The organism is Paenibacillus sp. FSL H7-0326 (assembly GCF_001955535.1).
In the GTDB taxonomy this organism is placed as follows: Bacteria; Bacillota; Bacilli; order Paenibacillales; family Paenibacillaceae; genus Paenibacillus; species Paenibacillus shunpengii.
The window spans coordinates 42,019-62,632 of record NZ_MPVN01000008.1; the positions used below are offsets into that span (position 1 = coordinate 42,019).

At 44.1% G+C, this 20,614-nt stretch carries 17 protein-coding genes; 14 read left to right on the plus strand and 3 right to left on the minus strand.

Translation table 11 applies throughout. The features are described 5' to 3' along the window. Positions 1 to 86: 86 nt before the first annotated feature. Positions 87 to 1,478, minus strand: coding sequence for a phosphodiester glycosidase family protein (locus BK126_RS25655; protein ID WP_076315341.1), 1,392 nt, complete (start codon positions 1,476 to 1,478; stop codon positions 87 to 89). A gap of 180 nt (positions 1,479 to 1,658) precedes the next feature. Here BK126_RS25655 and BK126_RS25660 point away from each other — a divergent pair, with 180 nt between their 5' ends. Both BK126_RS25660 and BK126_RS25665 read left to right on the plus strand, forming a co-directional pair. After that, a complete protein-coding gene (locus tag BK126_RS25660) occupies positions 1,659 to 2,378 on the plus strand; it encodes a DsbA family oxidoreductase (protein WP_047913692.1) in 720 nt (239 codons plus the stop codon). A 223-nt stretch (positions 2,379 to 2,601) separates the two neighbouring features. Continuing rightward, positions 2,602 to 2,784 carry a GapA-binding peptide SR1P gene (locus tag BK126_RS25665; protein WP_047913693.1) on the plus strand — a complete coding sequence of 61 codons (183 nt, stop codon included), beginning with the start codon at positions 2,602 to 2,604 and terminating at the stop codon, positions 2,782 to 2,784. Positions 2,785 to 2,875: 91 nt separating this feature from the next. On the opposite strand, the gene BK126_RS25670 is transcribed toward BK126_RS25665, so the two are convergent. Next, positions 2,876 to 4,042: a cation:proton antiporter gene (locus BK126_RS25670; protein ID WP_076315342.1), complete on the minus strand. Its 1,167-nt coding sequence runs from the start codon at positions 4,040 to 4,042 to the stop codon at positions 2,876 to 2,878. Positions 4,043 to 4,470: 428 nt separating this feature from the next. Here BK126_RS25670 and BK126_RS25675 point away from each other — a divergent pair, with 428 nt between their 5' ends. The 3 genes from BK126_RS25675 to BK126_RS25685 all read left to right on the plus strand — a co-directional run bounded on the left by BK126_RS25675 (position 4,471) and on the right by BK126_RS25685 (position 6,452). Then, a complete protein-coding gene (locus BK126_RS25675; RefSeq protein WP_076315343.1) occupies positions 4,471 to 5,034 on the plus strand; it encodes a DUF420 domain-containing protein in 564 nt (187 codons plus the stop codon). Between the two features lie 131 nt (positions 5,035 to 5,165). After that, positions 5,166 to 6,074 (plus strand): aldo/keto reductase, encoded by a 909-nt coding sequence (locus BK126_RS25680; protein ID WP_076315344.1) that lies wholly within the window; start codon positions 5,166 to 5,168, stop codon positions 6,072 to 6,074. Between the two features lie 51 nt (positions 6,075 to 6,125). Continuing rightward, on the plus strand, positions 6,126 to 6,452 hold the full coding sequence (locus BK126_RS25685) for a thioredoxin family protein (protein ID WP_076315345.1): 327 nt from the start codon (positions 6,126 to 6,128) through the stop codon (positions 6,450 to 6,452). A gap of 69 nt (positions 6,453 to 6,521) precedes the next feature. On the opposite strand, the gene BK126_RS25690 is transcribed toward BK126_RS25685, so the two are convergent. Next, positions 6,522 to 7,295: an undecaprenyl-diphosphate phosphatase gene (locus BK126_RS25690; protein WP_256703051.1), complete on the minus strand. Its 774-nt coding sequence runs from the start codon at positions 7,293 to 7,295 to the stop codon at positions 6,522 to 6,524. 242 nt (positions 7,296 to 7,537) lie between these two features. Between BK126_RS25690 and BK126_RS25695 the strand changes: the two genes are divergently transcribed. The 9 genes from BK126_RS25695 to BK126_RS25735 all read left to right on the plus strand — a co-directional run bounded on the left by BK126_RS25695 (position 7,538) and on the right by BK126_RS25735 (position 20,589). After that, the gene (locus BK126_RS25695; protein WP_483310680.1) at positions 7,538 to 9,331 is read left to right on the plus strand and encodes a sensor histidine kinase; all 1,794 of its coding nucleotides are present in this window, start codon (positions 7,538 to 7,540) and stop codon (positions 9,329 to 9,331) included. Further along, the gene (locus BK126_RS25700; RefSeq protein WP_076315347.1) at positions 9,324 to 10,862 is read left to right on the plus strand and encodes a response regulator transcription factor; all 1,539 of its coding nucleotides are present in this window, start codon (positions 9,324 to 9,326) and stop codon (positions 10,860 to 10,862) included. Before BK126_RS25695 ends, BK126_RS25700 begins: the two co-directional genes overlap by 8 nt. Before the next feature lie 207 nt (positions 10,863 to 11,069). Then, on the plus strand, positions 11,070 to 12,053 hold the full coding sequence (locus tag BK126_RS25705; protein ID WP_076315348.1) for an ABC transporter permease: 984 nt from the start codon (positions 11,070 to 11,072) through the stop codon (positions 12,051 to 12,053). A 16-nt stretch (positions 12,054 to 12,069) separates the two neighbouring features. Further along, complete coding sequence (locus BK126_RS25710) at positions 12,070 to 12,978, plus strand: carbohydrate ABC transporter permease (protein WP_076315349.1); 909 nt, start codon at positions 12,070 to 12,072, stop codon at positions 12,976 to 12,978. Positions 12,979 to 13,103: 125 nt separating this feature from the next. Beyond that, positions 13,104 to 14,807, plus strand: a complete 1,704-nt coding sequence (locus tag BK126_RS25715; RefSeq protein WP_076315350.1) for an ABC transporter substrate-binding protein — start codon at positions 13,104 to 13,106, stop codon at positions 14,805 to 14,807. Between the two features lie 633 nt (positions 14,808 to 15,440). Next, complete coding sequence (locus tag BK126_RS25720; protein WP_076315351.1) at positions 15,441 to 17,141, plus strand: ABC transporter substrate-binding protein; 1,701 nt, start codon at positions 15,441 to 15,443, stop codon at positions 17,139 to 17,141. A gap of 272 nt (positions 17,142 to 17,413) precedes the next feature. Beyond that, entirely contained in the window at positions 17,414 to 18,763 is a 1,350-nt protein-coding gene (locus BK126_RS25725; RefSeq protein WP_076315352.1) for a GH1 family beta-glucosidase, read from the plus strand. A 366-nt stretch (positions 18,764 to 19,129) separates the two neighbouring features. Further along, the gene (locus BK126_RS25730) at positions 19,130 to 19,402 is read left to right on the plus strand and encodes a hypothetical protein (protein WP_047913704.1); all 273 of its coding nucleotides are present in this window, start codon (positions 19,130 to 19,132) and stop codon (positions 19,400 to 19,402) included. Between the two features lie 275 nt (positions 19,403 to 19,677). Continuing rightward, entirely contained in the window at positions 19,678 to 20,589 is a 912-nt protein-coding gene (locus BK126_RS25735; protein WP_076315353.1) for a COX aromatic rich motif-containing protein, read from the plus strand. The last annotated feature ends 25 nt before the right edge of the window (positions 20,590 to 20,614 follow it).

Here is a 20,614-nt window from a genome sequence, read left to right on the forward strand (position 1 = left end):
TTAGAAGCTGGCTGTAATCTTGTTCTATGAAAAAGAACCCCTTGCCATTTGGCAAGGAGCTACTACGCCTTCATTTGCGTTTAAGGCTACCACTTTAGAGAGCTTCCGAATACGAGACCATTACTAATCTGTCTGCCGGGTGTAGTGATCGTCCTACCATTGGCATACATACCTGAGGAAGCGCCGCCGTCCATATTCATGGCTTGATAAGCTCCCAGCTTCAGCATAATATTGCCCCACTGTTTGATCGTGGCACCAGGCACGGTTGCCAGCACAATCGTTCCGTCCTTCTGGATGGCAATTCCGCTTCTCGCACCGCCATCCGTTAGAATTTTGGAGCTGCTGAATCCTTCCGCTGCCGGATTTACGGCAAGCCTTCCGTCTTTTACAAGTCTCGGACCCGCACCGATAGCCGTATGGACATTGGACCAGTTGATATCTTTGTTATCTTCATTATAATAACTGATGCTGTAGTCTACATAGCTTCCTTTTTTGAAGCGTGCAGCAAGCATGTCCTCCTCCTTGCCTGTAAATACAAGCACATATCCGTCACTTGGAATGGCTGCATTTGTATTTGGAGCGACTTTGGTGACGATTCCCTTGCGAACGGTAATCGCAGTTCCGTAGGAGAAGCCAACATTTGCACCACGCGTTGGTGTAAACATGACAGCGGACGTTTTCCCTTTGGTCGGTGTGCGGTTAACAAAATAAACATACCAGCTCTGTGCTCGCTCCTCGGTAGTCTTGACGGTGCCGCGAACTCGAACACGAAGTGTATCCATAACAGCAGAGCCATCCCACTTGAAACCGATGGTTGTACCTGTATTGCCAATATGCTCAATAATCCCATCCTTGATGATCATGCCATAAGGATCGGGAACACCACCGTAAGCTTCAAAATAAGTTCCATTTATAGCAGCAGATGCGTTATATGCTCCGGCAATGGAAGACAGCGATTTGACCGCGCCTACTCTATGATTGGCAAGACCGGCAGTGACGGGTGTTCCTTTTGGCAAGGTGACGGTCTTCACGCTGAAGGTTCTGCCCGACACACTGACTTTTTTCGTCGCATAGACGGCCTTGGCCTTGGAGGCTCCTTTTGTGATGGTCACAGGCAGCTTGAGCTGACCTTTGTAACCTGGAGTGATGACCTGGATCAGAATATTCGTAGACCCCTGCTTTACAGGGATAACAACACCTTCCTGATTGACAAGGGCAATGGCTTTGTTACCTGAAGCATATACGACCTGCACTTTTTTCGACATGTTAAGCTTAGTTTGAATCGGCTCACGCTTATCCAAGGATAGAGTAATGGATTTGGATGGATAAGTTAGGGTCACAGCTGTTGTCTGACTGCTTACGGCTTGTGCTATTCCCGAATAAGAGATGCCCGAGGAGACGGGCAAAGCCAGAGCAAATGCAGCCGTAAGCAGAATAGCAGTTAATTTTTTGATGTGTGCTTTGGTAAAACGATTCATAATGCAGATGTTTCCCCCTTATGTATGAAAAAATAGGTATGCCACTACGTTGTTATCGGTAAAGACCCCCAAAAAACTTACATATCCTTCAAAATGGCAGAAGAGTTGTGCATAGCTCCATCTGTATGCTATGATTTGGTTACCAATAGTAAGTAACAGAATATTAGGAGGTTCAACAGCATGAAAGTAGAAATTTGGTCGGACTTTATGTGTCCTTTTTGTTATATAGGTAAACGTCGATTTGAGGAAGCGCTTGAGTCTCTTCCGTTTCGTGAATCCGTAGAAGTGGTGTACCGCAGCTTCGAATTGAATCCGAATGAAGCAGTGGATACTAATCAGACAACGTATGAATCGCTCGCAAGCAAATATGGAACAACAGTTGAGCAAGCCAAAGCGATGACAGCGAATGTGGTAGAGCAGGCGCAAAGTGTAGGGTTGAATTATAATTTTGATCGAATTAAACCGACGAATTCATTTGATGCCCATCGTCTGGCTCATTATGCAGCGAGCAAGGGCAAAGACAAGGAAATGGTGGAGCGGCTCCTGGCTGCTTATTTTGTAGAAGCACAGCATGTCGGCAGTAAAGAAGTGCTGGTGAAGCTGGCTGTAGAGCTCGGACTGGATGGCGAGGAAGTCAGAGCTGTGCTTGAAGGAGATCAATACAGTGAGGAAGTCCGCAGTGACGAGAGACAAGGGGCGCAGCTTGGCATTCAAGGGGTTCCATTCTTCGTTATTGACCGCAAGTATGGCATCTCCGGGGCACAGCCGCTCTCTGTGTTTAGTCAGGCACTCACTCAGGCTTGGTCCGAAGGCCAGCCGCTGCAGGTGATCGGGAATACCGAGGATGCTGCTGTATGCACCGATGATTCCTGTGTGATTCCTGGAGATGAGAACAAATAACAACATATCAATAATTCAGCGATTCGGGCTCTTTCTAGAGCTCGGATCGTTTTTTTATTAGGTAGATTAAAATGAAATCCGAAATTTACAGGCATAAATCCTGATAACGCTTACTATATATAATGGTGTAAGAGGTTATGCTACACTCCGGTAGCTGTCAGGAACACTTGTTACTCGGAGGAACCGCATCAATCCTCACCTTACAATCAAGGAGGTACTTGTAGTGGAGAACAATAAGGGCTCAATTCCGCTGGGTGTTATTTTATGCCGGGACTGCCACAATGAGCTTGGCGTACAGGAAACAAATCGTGTACAGGTTTTTTATTCAAACTGCGGATCAGTCCACTGTAAGGAGAAGCGATTGAATTCGGAATATGAGCAGTATCTTGACGGTGATAATCCATAACTCATCATTCTTAGTGATCTCACTATAAAATACGCGGGTTATAAAAGAGCAGAGGACGCATAAAATGCGAACCCTCTGCTCTTTTATATTTTTAAACGGAAGAAACTTCTTTTTTGCTCTCTCGTTTCTCTGAGAACATGATTTTAAGCAGCGGCGGAGTTACCAGGGTTGTCACGATCACCATGATAATAACCGAGGTGTAATACTCGGCAGCAAGCAGACCCGAGCTGAGACCTGTTCCTGCGATGATGAGAGCAACTTCTCCCCTGGAGATCATGCCTGTTCCTACAGCAAAGGAAGAATGTCGGTTGAACCCGGTCAGACCAGCACCCAGCGCGCCGCCTAGCAGCTTGGTTATAATCGCAATCACACTGATGACGATAATAAATCCAATCTGAGATCCGACGCCTTCAAAGTTGACATTAAGCCCGATATTTACAAAAAACACAGGGACGAACAAGCTGTAGGCGATGGGCTCCAGTTTGTTCTCCACCGTATGCTTGTAGTCGGTTTGCGAGATGGCGATACCTGCAGCGAAGGCTCCAATAATCCCCGCAACGCCCATCCACTCAGCGAAATAGGAGAAGGCAAGTGCGATAATGACACCGGCAGAGATGACCGTTTCAGCCACCTTCAGCTTCGACAGCCATTTCATAAGAAGTGGAACAGCCCAGATGGATGCTGCAATAATAACGACAAAGAACAGAACCTTCTTGCCGATCAGTGTCCCGATGCTGACGGATTCTCCGGCTCCAAGTACACTCATCATGACAGCTAAGAGGACAACGACGAGAATATCGTCTACAACGGCAGCACCAAGAATCGTCGTACCTTCTCTGGAGTTAAGCTTGTTCATCTCCTTAAGCGTTTGTACAGAAATGCTGACGGAGGTTGCACAGAAGAGCAATCCGAAGAACAGCGCATGATGCTGATCCATGCCGAAGGCGACAGCTGATCCATAGCCGCCAAAGAAGGGGATGATAACCCCGCCGACCGCAACGGCAAACGCCGCCTTCCAGTTTTTTCGCAGCTGATCAAGATCCGTTTCCAGACCTGCGATGAACATGAGGATGAGTACTCCAATCTCCGCAAATTCTTGTATGAATGAAGTCTGATGCACCCATCCAAGTACTGCGGGTCCGAGGATAACCCCGGCGATCAATTCCCCCAGTACAGATGGCTGTCCCAGCTTCACGGACAGATGCCCTGCCAGTTTGGTGAAGATAAGAATGAGTACAAGATGCAGAATAAACTCCATAGTGATCTCCTTTCTAAGTTCAATTGTAGAGTCTGCGAGCGAATCACAACGAAGTTATCATAAAGATATATTGTCCGGACAGCACGGGTTGTAATCCAATCCAGGACAAGAAAAAAGACATATCTGGCGTAAGGAGCCGTTGATATGCCTCAAAAAAGACAGAGAGATACCTGGTGTGCCAGACTCCCCCTATAAATAAAACTACGTATGTGATTGTGAGCAATAACTCAGCTTATTATACTGCTTGCAATCGAGATTGAAAAGACATGTTTTTTCGGAAGGACGATTATATAGTATAAATCTATGCTATGAAACAGAAGCTAGAACCCGTATAGAGTGATTGTTCGAAGTGTTGTCACTTAACACCTAGAGTATGGCAGTATATAATTAGAAATAGCATTTACTCACAGAGGAGGATACACGTAAGTATGGGCAAAAATCTCGGGGAAGGCGGATACGTCCCGACGAGCAAAAAGAATTTCGCGGGAATTATTTTAACCGTTTCCCTTATCGCAAATATTATTATTTTGGTACTATTCTTCGGTCCCGTCGGCTACAGTGGTGAAATCAGCTTTGATTATACGATTCTTCCAAGAATCAATGCTGTGCTGAACAGCTTTACTTTTATTTTTCTGGTTGCAGCCCTGATTGCCATCATGAAGAAGAACATTAGAATTCACAAGGGGTTTATTCTTGCTGCATTCACTTCCACACTATTGTTTTTGGTAACCTATTTAACGTTTCACTATATATCGCCTGAGTCTGCCAAGTTCGGGGGAGAAGGGATCATTCGCCCTATATACTTTACGATTCTGATTACCCACAGCTTCCTGGCGGCTGTAATCGTCCCTCTAGCCTTGTTCTCCCTGGTATGGGGCTGGACGATGCAGGTGGAGAAGCATAAGAAGATTGCACGCTGGACGATGCCGATCTGGCTCTATGTAAGTATTACTGGGGTTATCGTTTATCTGTTTATGGCACCTTACTATTAATAAAGAATATGAAGAGGCCGGAATTTCCTTCTGTCTGGAAGGAGACTCCGGTCCATTTTTTGTTTAATGATAAGGACATGCTACAATAGAATCTCATATTGATATTTCGTCATAGAGGAGGGAAATGCATCGTGAAGAAGAATAGGCTCGGTTCATCAGATCTCTTAGTGAGTGAGATTGGACTAGGCTGCATGTCGCTCGGGACAGATGAGAATCAAGCGGTATCGCTTATTCATGAAGCACTCGATCGCGGCGTTAATTTTCTGGATACAGCGGATATTTATGATGATGGACGAAATGAAGAAATCGTAGGCAGTGCACTGAAAGGCCGCAGACAGGATATTATTCTGGCTACCAAGGCAGGGAACGTTCGTGTCCCCGGACAGTCCGGTTTAACCTGGGATCCAAGTAAACAGCATATCCTCTCTGCGGTCAAAGAGAGTCTGCGAAGATTAAAGACGGATTATATCGATTTGTACCAGCTGCACGGAGGTACGTTAGAAGATAACATGGGAGAAACGATTGAAGCGTTCGAACAATTGAAGCGGGAAGGCGTTATCCGTTATTACGGAATATCCTCGATTCGGCCTAACGTAATCAGAGAGTATGTTCAGCGTGCTCAGATCGTCAGTGTCATGAGCCAATACAGCCTGCTGGATCGCCGTGGTGAAGAGGAGGTATATCCTCTGCTGGATGAGCATGGAATCAGCGTAATTGCGAGAGGGCCGGTTGCGAGTGGTGCGCTTGCCGATGGCAGAGATGACAAAGCAGCGAAGGGTTTCCTGGATTATTCAGGGGCTCAGATTACCGATATTCGTCATCAGCTTCGTCCTTTAGTGAGTGAACAGCGAAGCATGTCTCAAACGGCTATTCGTTATGCACTTCATCATCCAGCGGTGGCGACTGTCATTCCTGGTGCAAGCTCGCGGACGCAGCTGCTTGAGAATATCGGTGCAGCAGAGGCCCCTTCGCTCACAGAGGCGGAATACGAACTGCTTCGAGAAATGACCAAAGCTAACCTATATACGCAGCACCGTTAAGGGTCAGCTGATATATTATATAACTAGAACCATAAGAGAGGAATTTGCAAAATGGAGAGAATACAAACAGAAGAACAATACAGAGAGCTTATTCAAGGGGATAAGCTGACCGTTATCAAATTTGATACCACATGGTGCCCGGATTGCAAAAATATGGACCGATTCATTGGCGATGTCATCGACCAGCATCAAGATAAAGAGTTCTACGCTATAGATGCAGAGAAGCTTATGCCGGTGGCTGACGAGAACCAGGTCCGGGGTATTCCAAGCCTGCTCGTATTCAAGAACGGAGAGAAGATTGCTCATCTGCATAGTAAATGGGCAAAGACCCCTGCCCAGGTGTCGGAATATCTTGAAACACTAGAATCCAAGCTGTAAAATAGCTGATTTTTATGCCCTGACGAGGTGCCCTCCCTGCTGTCCGATTGAACAGCAGGGAGGGCTTTTTTACAATACAAAAACAAAGATGACCAGAGCAAGTCCAAAACGATAATAGGCAAAGGTAGACAGCTTGAGTCTTTTTAATAAATGAAGAAAGGTTCTTATGGCGAGCATACCTACAGCAAAAGAGGTGATCAGTCCGGCTGCAAAATAAGGAATATCGCTGACAGCTAAGTAGGATGCGCTCTTCATGAGATCGAGCAGTGTTGCAGCAAACATGATCGGTACAGATACGAGAAAGGTGAACTCAGCGGCCGCCGTATGGCTGACTCTGGCTAGCAGCCCGCCGGATATCGTTGAACCAGATCTTGAGAAACCAGGCCATAATGCGAGAATCTGGAATAATCCGATCGTAAATGCCTGCTTGTAGGTAATATCGTCGATCGTAACCGCAGTGGGCTTTTTGTGCCATTTCTCAGCAGCGATCATCAGCAGTCCCCCGGCAACCAAGCTGTATACGACCGTTTCGGGTCCGAACAAGTACGCTTTGATGACATCGCGCAGGAGCACGGCGGCAACACCAGCAGGCACCATCGCAAGAAAAATATGGAGCAGGTTCAGTCGCGGAACCGTGCGGTCTAACGGTTTGATTTTGAATAAATCAATAAAGGTGTGCCAATATAATACGACAACAGCAAGCACTGCACCAAGCTGGACAACAACCTCGAAGGTTTTTACACTTTCCTCATCGGTAGATAAGCCAAGCAAGTGAGCAGTCAGGATCATATGTCCGGTTGAAGACACAGGTAAGAATTCAGTCAGGCCTTCAATAATCCCCATAATAATGGAAGATAAAATATCCACGGCATGTCCTCCTTAAGTCACTTGGGATGTGTGATTCCGTGCTCCCAGCAGGAATTGATCTTTTATATACTACTCGTCTTACCGGGAAGACAGAACCAGTAGTAATTGTTGAATTATGTCGAAACTAGTCACTTTGCAGGTCGTCTTTTTGTGATATGATAGGTGAAGCAAGCTCTCTTTTGTGTAAGCGCTTAGAATTAGATATAGGGGTGAATCCTTTGCTGTCATGGCTTGTACGGCTTAATAATAATACGAAGCTTAAGCACAAGCTTCTGATGAGTTACGTTCTTGTCGTCATGATTCCTGTGCTGATCATCGGTATAGGGGTGACTTATTATTTTCGGCAGCAGGCGATGGACCAAGCGATAGAGCAAGCTCGAAACAACGTTGACCGGATTAAAAATCAGGCTTCCACATTTCTCAGAGTGCCGACAGATATATCAAATCTCCTGCTGTTCAACAAGGAGCTGGAAACTGTTGTGAATACGGAATACTCCAGCATCCTCGAACTGACAAAGACCTATCATGCCTTCGATCTGTTCAATGAGTATCTTCAGCAATACCGGGAGCTGTCTGCGATCCGATTCTTCACCTATAATCCCACTCTCGTGAACAATCTGGAGTTTATCCCGGTGACGGATCAGATTGAGGAAACCCAGTGGTTTGATCAAGCGATTCATGCAAGAAGCATCGGTTGGTTCTATGTTCCGTCGACACCTGATAATCCGGCGGATGCCCTGGCGTTGGTCAGAAGGGTGCACTTTCCTGAATATCAAAGTCAGGGTGTGCTGATGGTGCTCATTAATCGTTATGAGATCAACAACATATTAAGCCAGGAACCCTTTGACACAATGATTGTAGACAGTCAGGGATACATTGTCGCAGCCAAAGATATAAGCCTGGTGGGACGAACCTTTGACTCTCTGGATATTGGAGTGAATCTTAGCAGCCAAGTGACGGGGATTATTGATACGGATGTAAAGAACGAGCCTTCCAAAATTATAGTCGATGAGCTGCTTCCCGCTTCCAGCATGAACGGATTTCAAATTGTCTCAGTCTTCTCCAACAAGAGCATCGTTAATGATGCGAACAAGATCAGCCTGATTGGTATGCTCTTTATCGGTTTGGTGCTGCTGGTGGCGCTGGCATTTGTCTACGTTATTTCGTTCTTAACGACAAAGCGCATGCTTGGATTAAGCCGACAGATCAACCGGGTCGCCCTTGGGGATTTGAAAGTCGTATCCAACATTGACGGAAATGATGAGATAGGTCAGTTGTCACGACAATTTAATTCCATGGTATCGAGCATTGATCAATTGATGACTCAAGTCGTGGAGACCAGCGAGCAGAACAACCGGCTCGAGATCGCTCAGAAGGAAATCAAGCTCAAAATGATGGCAAGCCAGATCAATCCGCATTTTCTCTTTAATGCGCTGGAGTCCATACGGATGAAAGCCCATATTAAAGGTGAGGTCGAAATCGCGAATATCGTTCGGCTGCTCGGAAAGCTGATGCGCAAAAACTTGGAGATCGGCAGTGGACTTACAACGGTCAAAGCCGAGATGGAGATTGTTCAATCCTATCTGCAGATTCAGAAATTCCGTTATGAAGATCGCCTGGATTTCGAATTGCGGCTGGACAAGTCTGCTGATAAAATATACATCCCTCCGCTGATCATCCAGCCTCTCGTTGAGAATGCGATTGTACATGGACTCGAGAATCAGGAAGAGGGCGTTAAAGTGGAGGTCGAGATTCAAAATTTGGACGAGAAGCTGCTTAGAATATGCGTAAAAGATAATGGCGTCGGCATAACCGAGGAACGGCTTGCGGAAGTACTTACTTCCATTGCAGGTCCTGATGAGGAAGAAAAAAGCCGTATTGGCCTAAGAAATGTTCATCAGCGATTAACATTGTCTTATGGCGAAGAGCACGGATTAAATATTTATAGCGAATATGGAGTAGGTACAGAAATTTATTTTACTGTTCCCAAAGGAGGCAGCCTGAATGTATAGCGTAATACTTGTAGATGACGAACCGATGATCAGGGAAGGGCTGAAGACGATCATTGATTGGGAAGCACAGGGTTATGAAGTCATTGATACGGCTTCTAATGGAAGAGAAGCTGTAGAGAAATATCATGAGCTACAGCCGGATCTGATGATACTTGATATTCGAATGCCTGGAATGACAGGTCTTGAAGTGATAGAACAGCTGTTTGAAGAAGGAAAAAAAGGCCATTTTCTAATCTTAAGCGGTCATGCCGATTTTGATTATGCCAAGAAGGCAATCAGCTTCGGCGTAGATGGCTATTTGCTTAAGCCGGTGGACGAAGAAGAAATGATAGAAGAACTGGAACGAATCAAGAAAATGCTGGACAAAGAGGAGAAGATCAAGCAGCGGACCTCAAACGAAGAGCTGTTCTACAGAGAGCATCTCATTGAGTCTATTATCTTTGATGGACAAGTCTGGGAAGATGAGCAGCTGAAGGAATGGGGGCTTCATTCTCCAAGCTATCAAGTACTTCTCCTTGAACTGTATGACGATTCTACTTTATTCCTAACTGAAGTGAAACGGGAAGTCGCAGAGATGCTGAATGCCTCACAGCGCGGAGTCGTATTTAATGCAGGCAAATATGTCGGGATCTTGCTCCGGGAGCCGGTGCTGTCCAAAGAGGAAGCCCGCCGTTTATATGAAGGGATCGTAACGGTGCTCAAACGCTACGCTGCTATGATATATATTGCTGCGGGCCGCCCTGTCGATCGTGTCCGGGAGCTTGAACAGTCTTACCGTGAGGCATTAATTACGATTGAGCGGCGATTCTTCGCAAAAGAAAGAAGTATAATGCTTCTGTCCGACGTGCATGAGCCGGGTGAGGAATTTGAACAGGCAAGTACGATGAATGAACATGAACTGGCTGATAAGCTGTATTATGCGCTGGACATTAGAAGCATGGATCTTCTTACCCGGGTATTGTCAGAGATAGAAGAGATCGTAACCAAGAGCCGTTTTACCGAAGGTGACATCAAAAAAATTACGGCTCAAATAGCCGCAATAGCTCTGAATAAGCTGTCTTTGAATCATGAAGATGCCAAGAGCATCGCGACAGAGCATACGGCTATGCTGGCGGCTTTATACCGGCAGCCAACGCTATACGATCTGTTAGAGACTTTGAATATTCAGTTTGTAAAAGTCATTTCTCAACTGGGCGGGAACAGCAAAGATACGGTAATTAAGCAAATGATCGATTTCATTAAACGAAATCCAGGAGATCACCTCAAGCTCGAAGTGCTTGCCGAAGTCTTCAATTACAATAGCAGCTATTTAGGCAAGCTGTTCAAAAATTACACAGGAGAATCCTTTAACGTATTTGTCGACAAAGTTCGCATGGAGCGGGCGAAGGAGCTGCTGTCTGAGGGTCTTAAGGTCCATCAAGTGTCTGCTACCATTGGATATGCAAATGTGGATTATTTTCATAGTAAATTCAAAAAGTATGTTGGTGTGTCACCGTCTGCTTACCGGGAGCAATCCAGGGATCAAGGCTAGGCGGCCTTTTCATGAAAACAAAAACGTTTTTGCATGAAATACGGTCGTTCAAGCAGCTTATTTGAATACCCTCATTTTTAGACATTTTATATAACGATTCGACGACACACCTCTAATTTTTATATGAAATTATATTAAATCCATTGGGTATTTCTCTTCAAAATGTTGGAGTATCATTAAGTTATCAAACAGAGGAGGGGTCATTTCATGGAAACGCTAACACAGCCCGCTTCCACGGATTCCAAGGAGTCACCCGCTACGAAAGCGAAGCGGAAAGGGCCTAATAACTTTTGGAAGACAGTGAAAGACCAAAAGTATTTGCTGCTGATGTCCATGCCTTTCGTTGCATGGGTGTTCGTATTCAACTACCTGCCGCTATGGGGATGGACCATGGCATTTCAAGACTTTAAGCCAGCAAAAGGCTTTTTCGAGCAGGATTGGGTAGGGTTCAAACATTTCGTCGAGTTGTTCAGTGACGATCGGTTCTACCTTGTACTAAGAAATACATTAGCCATGAGTTTGATGGGACTAGTTGTCGGTTTCGTATTCCCGATATTCTTCGCTATCCTGCTTAATGAGCTTCGCGGCAAATTTTTCAAGAGAACCGTGCAAACGGTATCATACTTGCCTCACTTTGTATCCTGGGTCGTTGTAGCCGGGATTGTAACGAAAATGCTGTCCACGGACGGCGGTATTATCAATGATATCTTAGTCGCACTTAATATTGTTGATGAGCCGATTCAGTTTATGGCACAGGGGAACCTATTTTGGTACATTGTAACCGCTTCCGACTTGTGGAAGGAAATGGGATGGAACGCAATTATTTATCTGGCAGCGATTACAGGTATCGATCAGGAGCTGTATGAAGCTTCCCGCGTCGATGGTGCAAGCCGCTGGAGACAAATGTGGCATATCACTTTGCCTGGTATCCGTTCTACTATCTCTGTACTATTCATCATGTCGATCGGTCACTTGATCAGTATTGGTTACGAGAAACAATTCTTGCTAGGAAACAGCTTGGTAACGGACTACTCGGAAGTACTCGATCTCTATGCTCTGAATTACGGTTTGCAGATGGGCAGGTACTCATACGGTACAGCAATAGGTATATTCAACTCTGTGGTCAGCGTAATCCTGTTGTTCACTGCAAACGGACTCTTCAAGAAATTCACTAAAGAGAGCATCATGTAGAAAGGGGGAAGGAAGTGTGTCAAAAGCTAACAAAGCATTTAACGCTACAACTTCGGAGAAGGTTTTTGATGTAGCTAACTATGTTGTTATGGCCTTAATTCTTATCGTGACGCTGTATCCGTTCTTGAACGTACTGGCAATCTCACTTAATGAATCGACGGATACCGTTCGTGGCGGGATCTACTTGTGGCCTCGTGAATTTACACTTGAGAATTACACAACGATTTTCCAATATGACGGCTTGATCCAAGGTGCTCAGGTATCCCTGGCTAGAACGATTGTCGGAACCCTGCTTGGGCTCTTGAGTTCATCCATGGTAGCATACACACTCGCTCGTCCTGACTTTAGAGCGAAGAAATTCGTGTCTACGTTCCTGGCACTTACGATGTATTTCTCTGGTGGTTTGATTCCAGGGTACATCTTGATGAGAGATCTTAACCTGATCGGTACGTTCTGGATTTACATTTTCCCAGCTCTGATCAGTGCATTTAACGTATTCGTTATTCGGTCCTTTATTGATGGTCTTCCATACGCGCTTCAAGAATCGGCCAAGCTCGATGGGGCCAATGACTTCAAAATTTATTACAAAATCATTCTTCCGCTCTGTAAGCCGGTACTTGCGACAATTGCATTGTTCCTGGCCGTTGGACAGTGGAACTCCTGGTTTGATACTTACTTGTACAATGGTTCAAAGCCGGAGCTCACGACCCTTCAATACGAGCTTATGAAGGTCCTTCAAAGTACACAGCAAGGCAGTGGCTCTACAGTTAATGCGAATGATATGGCACAGCAAATGGCCAATATTTCACCGGAATCCATCCGGATGGCAATCACTATTGTCGTTACTGTTCCGATCCTTGTGGTCTATCCGTTCCTTCAGAAGTACTTCGTTGGCGGTATGACACTGGGTGCAGTTAAAGCCTAATCCCTCCATTTGGATAGATTGAGGTCAAGAAACGTAAAATTAGAAAAGATACAGATAGAGAGATAAATATAACATGTTGGATTGGATAAAAAAGATAGTGCGTAATTTGGGGAGGAACTTTAGAAATGCCTAGCAAAACAACGAAATTTGCAATTGTACCTTTACTTGGAATGTCTCTTCTGGCCGCAGGATGCGGCGGGGGAAGCAATGGCAGTGGTGAATATGAAGATACAAGTAATGATACTTCACCAATAACGTTTGATTTCTTCAGTGCTGATGCTTCACCAAACTGGAATCAAATGCAAGATGCAGTTGGTAAAAAAATCACCGAAGCTACAGGCGTTACTCTGAATGGTGAGTTTGCTGTAACGGGCGGAGGACAAGACCGGGTTGCACTTATGGCAGCGAGCGGTGAGTATCCAGATATCATTTCTGCCAAAGGTGAAGTGAATAAGCTTGTCGATGCAGGTGCCTTGATCGACCTGACAGACCTTATTGAGGAATACGCACCTAACATTAAAGCTCTATATGGAGAGTACTGGGATCGCTTGAAGTACAGCACTGAAGATGAATCCATCTATGTGCTCCCAACCTATGCAGGTGTAGGTCAACAGTATTTTGATGCGACAGGTGGATTCAAGCTGCAGCACCGTGTGCTTGAAGAACTGGGATATCCTGAAATTCGTACAACAGAAGATTTCGAGAAAGCCTTGAAGGATTATATGAAGCTTCATCCGACAACAGATGGACAGCCTACTATTCCATTGACGCTGGATGCAGACGACTGGAGAATTCAAATTACAGTAACGAACCCGGCATTCTGGGCAACAGGAGCGCATGATGACGGTGAATACTTCATCAATCCAGATACTTTTGAAGCAATGCTGCATGTTAAACGTCCTGAGGAAAGAGAATACTTCCGCTGGTTAAACAAGCTGTATAACGAGGGTCTGATTGATAAAGAAAGCTTTGTACAAAAATCGGATCAGTATAAATCCAAAATTGCCAGTGGTCGTGTACTTGGTCTGATCGACCAAGAGTGGGGTTATGCGGATGCTGAGAACTCACTGAAAACTCAAGGGAAACATGACCAAACTTATGCGACATTCCCTGTAACGATGTCTGAGGACATCTTGGATCATACGTTCCAAGACACAGGTTTCCAATCTGGATGGGGCGTAGGTATCTCTACATCAAATCCGGATCCAGTACGTACAATCAAGTTCTTTGACTATCTGGCTTCTGAAGAAGGTCAAATTCTGATTAACTGGGGTATCGAAGGCGAGCACTACAACGTAGATGAGAATGGACAACGTGTCATTCCTGAAGAAGTGCTGAGTGAGAAGAACAACAATGCAGGACCGTTTACGAAAGAAACGGGGATTGGCTTGTATGGAAATATTGCACCGCACTATGGTGACGGCGTGAAGGATTCTACAGGCAATTATTACACAGCCAACTATCCAGAGCAGATTGTTGCTTCCTATTCAGAAGCAGACAAGAAAACGCTGAAGCAATACGGAGCTGAGACTTATAAGGACCTGTTCCCGAAAGAAGACGAATTCCCTGTAAAACCATGGGGTGCTGCTTATAATATGGCTGTACCATCTGGATCAAGCTACAGTGTTGCATTCCAGAAATCACAAGATATTATCAGAAAACGTATCCCTGAAGCAATCTTGACTTCACCAGACAAGTTTGATTCTGTGTACGATACCATGCTGACTGAGCTGGACAAAGCTGGCGTAACTGAAATGGAAGCAGAGTATACTGAGCTGATTAAGCAAAGAGTAGAGCTGTGGAACGGAAGTAACGCAGCCGCAGAATAATTAGGTCAAAATAAACTGAGCTCATAATGCGCAATTGTTAAGAACAAAGAGACTTTTATATTTCTATATAAGTCTCTTTGTTCTATTTTTATTAATAATTTACATTAAAGTCGATAATCTAAATATATTTACATATATAGTAATCGAATATTAATAAAATGAAGAACTATTTAACCGAAAACGTTTAAACATGATGCTCCGGACAGAAATATGTAAAATTCCTGGGTCAAGTGCTTATGCTTCCTAGTTGGATTGACTGAAATATGACCTTTAAAAGCAGCTCTTTGATGTGGATCAACGGACCCAAATGTCTACAAATATCATTCGAAAAAAGTTATTAATAATATGAAAAAATAGATTGACTTATTGAAGGGAATTTCATACAATGAATATATTGAAAGCACTTACATTACCTTGTTTCGAAAACGTTCTCCTCAACTTAGATTAAACTCAATTATTAAACTTTTTTCCTCAAAAGTAACACAATTATTAGCTTATCAACCCATTTTCTACTTTATTTAAGCGCTTTATATGTAATATTTAATAATTCATGTTATTTCTTTTTTCATTATCGGTATATACAGGGAAACCTGTTATGCATATAAAAGATTTTTTTAAGGGGGATTACAGCAAATGAAGCACAAAGCGCCAAAGACAATCGCTATGTTGCTGCTTGCAAGCACAATGTTGTTTACTGCTGCCTGCGGAAATACAAATGAGGGTTCAGGCACAGGAACAGAAGGTACATCTGACTCTACTGAGCCAATCACATTAACATTCTTCGGTGCGGATGCAAGTCCAAACTGGAATAAGATGCAGGATGCAGTTGGACAGAAAATTATCGAAGAAACAGGCGTTACGATCAATGCGGAATATGATATTTCCAGTGGCGGCGGTAATGACAAGATTGCCCTTATGGCAGCGAGTGGAGAATATCCTGACCTGATTTTCCCTAAAGGTAACCTGTCTAAGCTGGTTGATGCAGGTGCAATGATTGACATGACAGATCTGATTGAAGAACATGCACCTAATTTGAAGAAGCTATATGAAGGTCAAATGGACCGACTGAAATACAGCAATGAGGATCCAGCAATCTATGCTATTCCAACGAATGCGGGTGTTGGGCAAACTAACTTTGATGCAGGCGGCGGTTTCAACCTTCAGCATAAAGTAGTTAAAGAACTTGGATACCCTGAGATAAAAACATTGGAAGATTTCGAGAATGCTCTGCGTGAGTATTACAAGAAGCATCCAACAACGGAAGATGGACAGCCAACGATTCCGCTTACACTTAGTGCAGATGGCTGGAGAATCATGATTACAGTTACAAACCCAGCATTTGCTGCAACAGGTGCTCCTGACGACGGCGAATACTACATCAATCCCGAAACTTATGAAGCGATGCTTCATTACAAACGTCCAGAAGAGAAAGAATATTTCCGCTGGTTGAATAAAATGTACAATGAAGGTCTTCTTGATAAAGACAGCTTTATTCAAAAAGATGACCAATACAAAGCGAAAATCGCAAGTGGTCGTGTACTTGGTCTGATTGACCAAGACTGGGCATATGGCGATGCTGAGAATGCTCTGAAATCAGCCGGTAAATATGATGAGACTTATGGTCATTACCCAGTAACTCTTGATGAGACATATAAGCGTGCTGACTTCCAAGACACTGGACTTGATGCTTATGGTATTGGTATTACAGTAAGTAATGAAGACCCTGTACGTACAATCAAATTCCTTGACTGGCTTGCATCTGATGAAGCTCAAGTGCTCCGTAACTGGGGAATTGAAGGAGAACATTATGTTGTAGAAGATGGGGTTCGTAAGATCCCAGCTGATGTTCAGGAACGCAAGAACAATGACAACTCAAACTTTACAAAAGAAACAGGAATCGGTCTTTACAGCATATTTAGTGCACGCTATGGTGACGGAGTGAAAGATCCATCCGGCAACTATTACACAACAAACTTCCCAGAAGAGATTATCAAAAATTACAACGAAGTTGAGAAGGAAACACTTGCTGGATATGGTGTAGACACATGGAAGGATCTGTTCCCATCTAAGGATGATTTCCCAGTTAAAGAGTGGGGAGCAGCTTACAATATGCCGGTACCATCGGGTACGGATTACGAAGTAACTTTCCAGAAGACACAAGACATTATTCAGAAGCGTATTCCTGAAGCAATTGTATCTACACCGGATAAATTTGACCAAATCTATGACACTATGCTGCAAGAGATTGATAAAGCAGGCGCTGTAGAAATGGAAAAACAATACACAGAGTGGGTTAAGGCTCGTGTAGAATTGTGGACAGGAAAAGACCTTTAATTATTTCACACATTAAAAGGTAACACCTCAATGGAGCGAAGATTAGTTGATAATCTTCGCTCCATTTTTATACTCGTAATTAGGTTATCTCATTGACCTTCGGGTGATTATGAACTATAATTTTTATGAATATGTGTAAGCACTTTCATTCAAGGAGTTAATTGATATCAAGATCAGTTAGCTTTCATTTTTTCAAGTAATCGAAAACGTTTTAGAATTTGAAGTGTATATTTTGAAAGCACAATTAATCTGATGGGTTGGGGGAGCTCAAAATGACAATTTTTCAATTTCCTAAAGATTTTCAATGGGGTACGGCTACAGCGGCGTATCAGATCGAGGGAGCGGCTGCAGAAGACGGCAGAGGACCGTCCATATGGGATACCTTCGCTAAAACACCAGGTAAAGTATTTAATGGAGATAACGGCGATATCGCCTGCGACAGCTATCATCGTTATGAAGAAGATATTGCACTAATGAAGCAGCTAGGTATTCAGAGCTACCGATTCTCGGTATCTTGGTCACGTATTCTCCCAGATGGGGACGGAGAGATCAACCAAGCGGGTCTTGATTATTACCACCGCTTCGTAGACAAACTGCTTGAGAATGGTATTGAGCCGTTTTGTACCTTGTATCACTGGGACTTGCCCCAAACCCTTCAAGACGCTGGCGGGTGGGAGAGCGATATAACGGTCGAGGCTTTTGTGAAGTTCTCAGAGATTATGTATCGTGAGTTTAATGGTAAGATCAAGAGCTGGCTCACGTTTAATGAGCCATGGTGTATCGCGTTTCTATCCAACCTACTGGGTGCCCACGCGCCAGGCAATCGAGATCTGCAAACAGCACTAAATGTTGGGCATGGTCTGCTGCTGGCTCACGGCAAATCCGTTAAGAAGTTCCGTGAGCTGGGTATAGAAGGCAAGATCGGTATCGCTCCAAATATGGAATGGGCTGTCCCTTACAGTAAGTCTGAAGCGGATAAAGCCGCAAGCGAACGCCATATCGCATGGTTTGCGGACTGGTTCCTTGATCCGGTCTTCAAGGGGGAATACCCTCAGTTTATGGTCGACTGGTTTGAACAAGCTGGCGCTAAGGTAGACGTTAAGCCAGGAGACATGGAAATCATTTCTCAGCCGATTGATCATCTCGGAATCAACTACTATACCATGAGTGTGGATCGTTACAATCCGGATGCCGGTGTACTCGGATTTGAACAGATCGATATGGGACTCGTTCAAACCGATATCGGCTGGCCGGTGGAGTCCCGTGGATTGTATGAAGCACTGCATCATTTGCAGAAGTACGGTAACATCGATATTTACATTACGGAAAATGGTGCATGCATCAATGATGAAGTGGAGAACGGTCAGGTAAAAGACTTCCGCCGTATTTCATATTTGCAGCAGCACATCGCACAAATCCACCGCGCTATAACCGATGGTATACAGGTTAAAGGATACATGGCTTGGTCCATGATGGATAACTTCGAGTGGGCAGAGGGGTATCGTATGAGATTTGGGCTCGTACATGTGGATTATCGCTCGCTGGTAAGAACACCTAAAGAGAGCTTCTACTGGTATCAAAATGTGATCAGAAACAACTGGCTCGAAACGAGACCTTTATAATGAAATAGAGCTAACCTAAGGCTCATTTATTGCGAAAACCGCTGCAGATTCTAATTGCAGCGGTTTTTCCTTTTCACCGGTTTACTATTCATCAATAACTATAAAATATATAGGCAAAGTAAAGCTTTATTCTGGATTATATAGGGTGCAGCTACCATCAAAGCGTCCAAAAAATAAGTCGGAAATGTGAAGTGTCAATGAAGAAATTCCAGATATGGATTGTAAAAATAAGGTTATTGACCTTAAATTTCAAAAATAATGAAATATTTTTGACTAAATTTTGAACAAATAGTGAACAATTCTTGTTGAAGTGTGATATATTAAATGTAGTAAGCACTTACAAAATTTAGAAGGAGTTGACTTCCGATGATTGTGAACAAACCTGCACGTGTCAGCGCTGCCCGAGAGAAGGATGACCGAGCTGTACGCATGGTGTTCATGATGACGGTAATGGCCTGGGTAGCCTTAATTACAGGTGTAGTCATCTGTTTGTTTAATCTTCATGCACTGACGAACAGCAACATGGGAATTATGGTAGGCATAGGCTTTTTGGTGGGTAGTGTCTACATTTACTTTATAGGAAAAGCGATGGGCCTTCTCGATCTCCATAGAAAAGATCAAGAGACCGAAGATCAATAAAGTGAGGCGTATGAGGGAGAGGGAAATGACTGTTTCAAACCGCTGTATATTTGGTAAAGAGCCTTAGCCGACAAACCCAAATGGTTTGAGTGGCAAAGGCTCTTTTTGTTGTGGAATGCAAGGAAATAGATCATTTGTGAGAAAAAATTCACAAAATTTGTGATCAAATTCGACAAATTTGTTAACACCCGTTTTATTGTCATGAATTTCTGATATCTTTAGGGGGAAGATAATAGCATCGTTTGTAATTGCGCATTAAAGGAGAGGGGATCAAGATGGATAAAAAACCTAGATCGCTTTCCAAAATCATTCTTGCAGTAGTGATTACGCTGGTTACCTTGGGCGTTATGATATGGTCACTGTTTGCAGATGAGAACGGAAAATACGTTGTACTCGATCCAAGTGGACCGATCGGCGAGGCACAAAGGGATTTGATCATAATTTCAACCATTTTGTGTGCGATCATCATTGTACCTACATTAATACTGGTTGGTGTTATTGTATGGAAATATCGTGACACACCTGGAAACAAAGCGAAATATTCACCGAACTGGGCGCACAGCACAGTTGCCGAGGCGATATGGTGGGGACTTCCTATTCTAATCATTATTGTACTTGGTGCAGTCACTGTGCGCTATACGTATGCAACAGAGCCTTCGAAACCGCTCGTGTCTGATAAGGAGCCGATTACGATTCAAGTAACCTCCCTGGACTGGAAATGGTTGTTTATGTACCCGGATTCGAATGTAGCAACTGTAAATACACTGACGATTCCTGAAGATACACCGATTCGTTTCGAGCTGACTTCGGATGCACCGATGAACTCGTTCTGGATTCCGGAACTTGGCGGACAAATGTACACGATGTCGGGTATGGCCATGGTTCTTCATCTTCAAGCCGATGAGCAGGGAACCTTTATGGGTTCAGGAGCTAACTTCTCTGGAGAGCATTACACAGATATGAAATTTGATGTAAATGCGGTTTCCGAGGAAGACTACAACAACTGGATTAATGAAGTGAAGCTGAACTCTCAGCCGCTTACGGCTGAAGGTTATGATCAGCTCTCTGATCCAAGTGTTGAGGAAGTTCAATATTTCTCAGCATTTCCTGAAGGACTGTTTAACGATATCGTTACTAAATACGTAGTGGATCAAGACGAATCTGCTGAAGCAACAACGCACGAATAAACATTAGCTCGAAAGGAGGCCCTTC

What these genes read in the sequence shown, in the direction of transcription:
- BK126_RS25725 (WP_076315352.1), top strand. Translation starts at nt 17,414, where the DNA reads ATGACAATTTTTCAATTTCCTAAAGATTTTCAATGGGGTACGGCTACA.
- BK126_RS25705 (WP_076315348.1), top strand. Translation starts at nt 11,070, where the DNA reads ATGGAAACGCTAACACAGCCCGCTTCCACGGATTCCAAGGAGTCACCC.
- BK126_RS25715 (WP_076315350.1), top strand. Translation starts at nt 13,104, where the DNA reads ATGCCTAGCAAAACAACGAAATTTGCAATTGTACCTTTACTTGGAATG.
- BK126_RS25730 (WP_047913704.1), top strand. Translation starts at nt 19,130, where the DNA reads ATGATTGTGAACAAACCTGCACGTGTCAGCGCTGCCCGAGAGAAGGAT.
- BK126_RS25670 (WP_076315342.1), bottom strand. Translation starts at nt 4,042, where the DNA reads ATGGAGTTTATTCTGCATCTTGTACTCATTCTTATCTTCACCAAACTG.
- BK126_RS25720 (WP_076315351.1), top strand. Translation starts at nt 15,441, where the DNA reads ATGAAGCACAAAGCGCCAAAGACAATCGCTATGTTGCTGCTTGCAAGC.
- BK126_RS25655 (WP_076315341.1), bottom strand. Translation starts at nt 1,478, where the DNA reads ATGAATCGTTTTACCAAAGCACACATCAAAAAATTAACTGCTATTCTG.
- BK126_RS25675 (WP_076315343.1), top strand. Translation starts at nt 4,471, where the DNA reads ATGGGCAAAAATCTCGGGGAAGGCGGATACGTCCCGACGAGCAAAAAG.
- BK126_RS25735 (WP_076315353.1), top strand. Translation starts at nt 19,678, where the DNA reads ATGGATAAAAAACCTAGATCGCTTTCCAAAATCATTCTTGCAGTAGTG.
- BK126_RS25690 (WP_256703051.1), bottom strand. Translation starts at nt 7,295, where the DNA reads ATGGGGATTATTGAAGGCCTGACTGAATTCTTACCTGTGTCTTCAACC.
- BK126_RS25660 (WP_047913692.1), top strand. Translation starts at nt 1,659, where the DNA reads ATGAAAGTAGAAATTTGGTCGGACTTTATGTGTCCTTTTTGTTATATA.
- BK126_RS25700 (WP_076315347.1), top strand. Translation starts at nt 9,324, where the DNA reads ATGTATAGCGTAATACTTGTAGATGACGAACCGATGATCAGGGAAGGG.
- BK126_RS25685 (WP_076315345.1), top strand. Translation starts at nt 6,126, where the DNA reads ATGGAGAGAATACAAACAGAAGAACAATACAGAGAGCTTATTCAAGGG.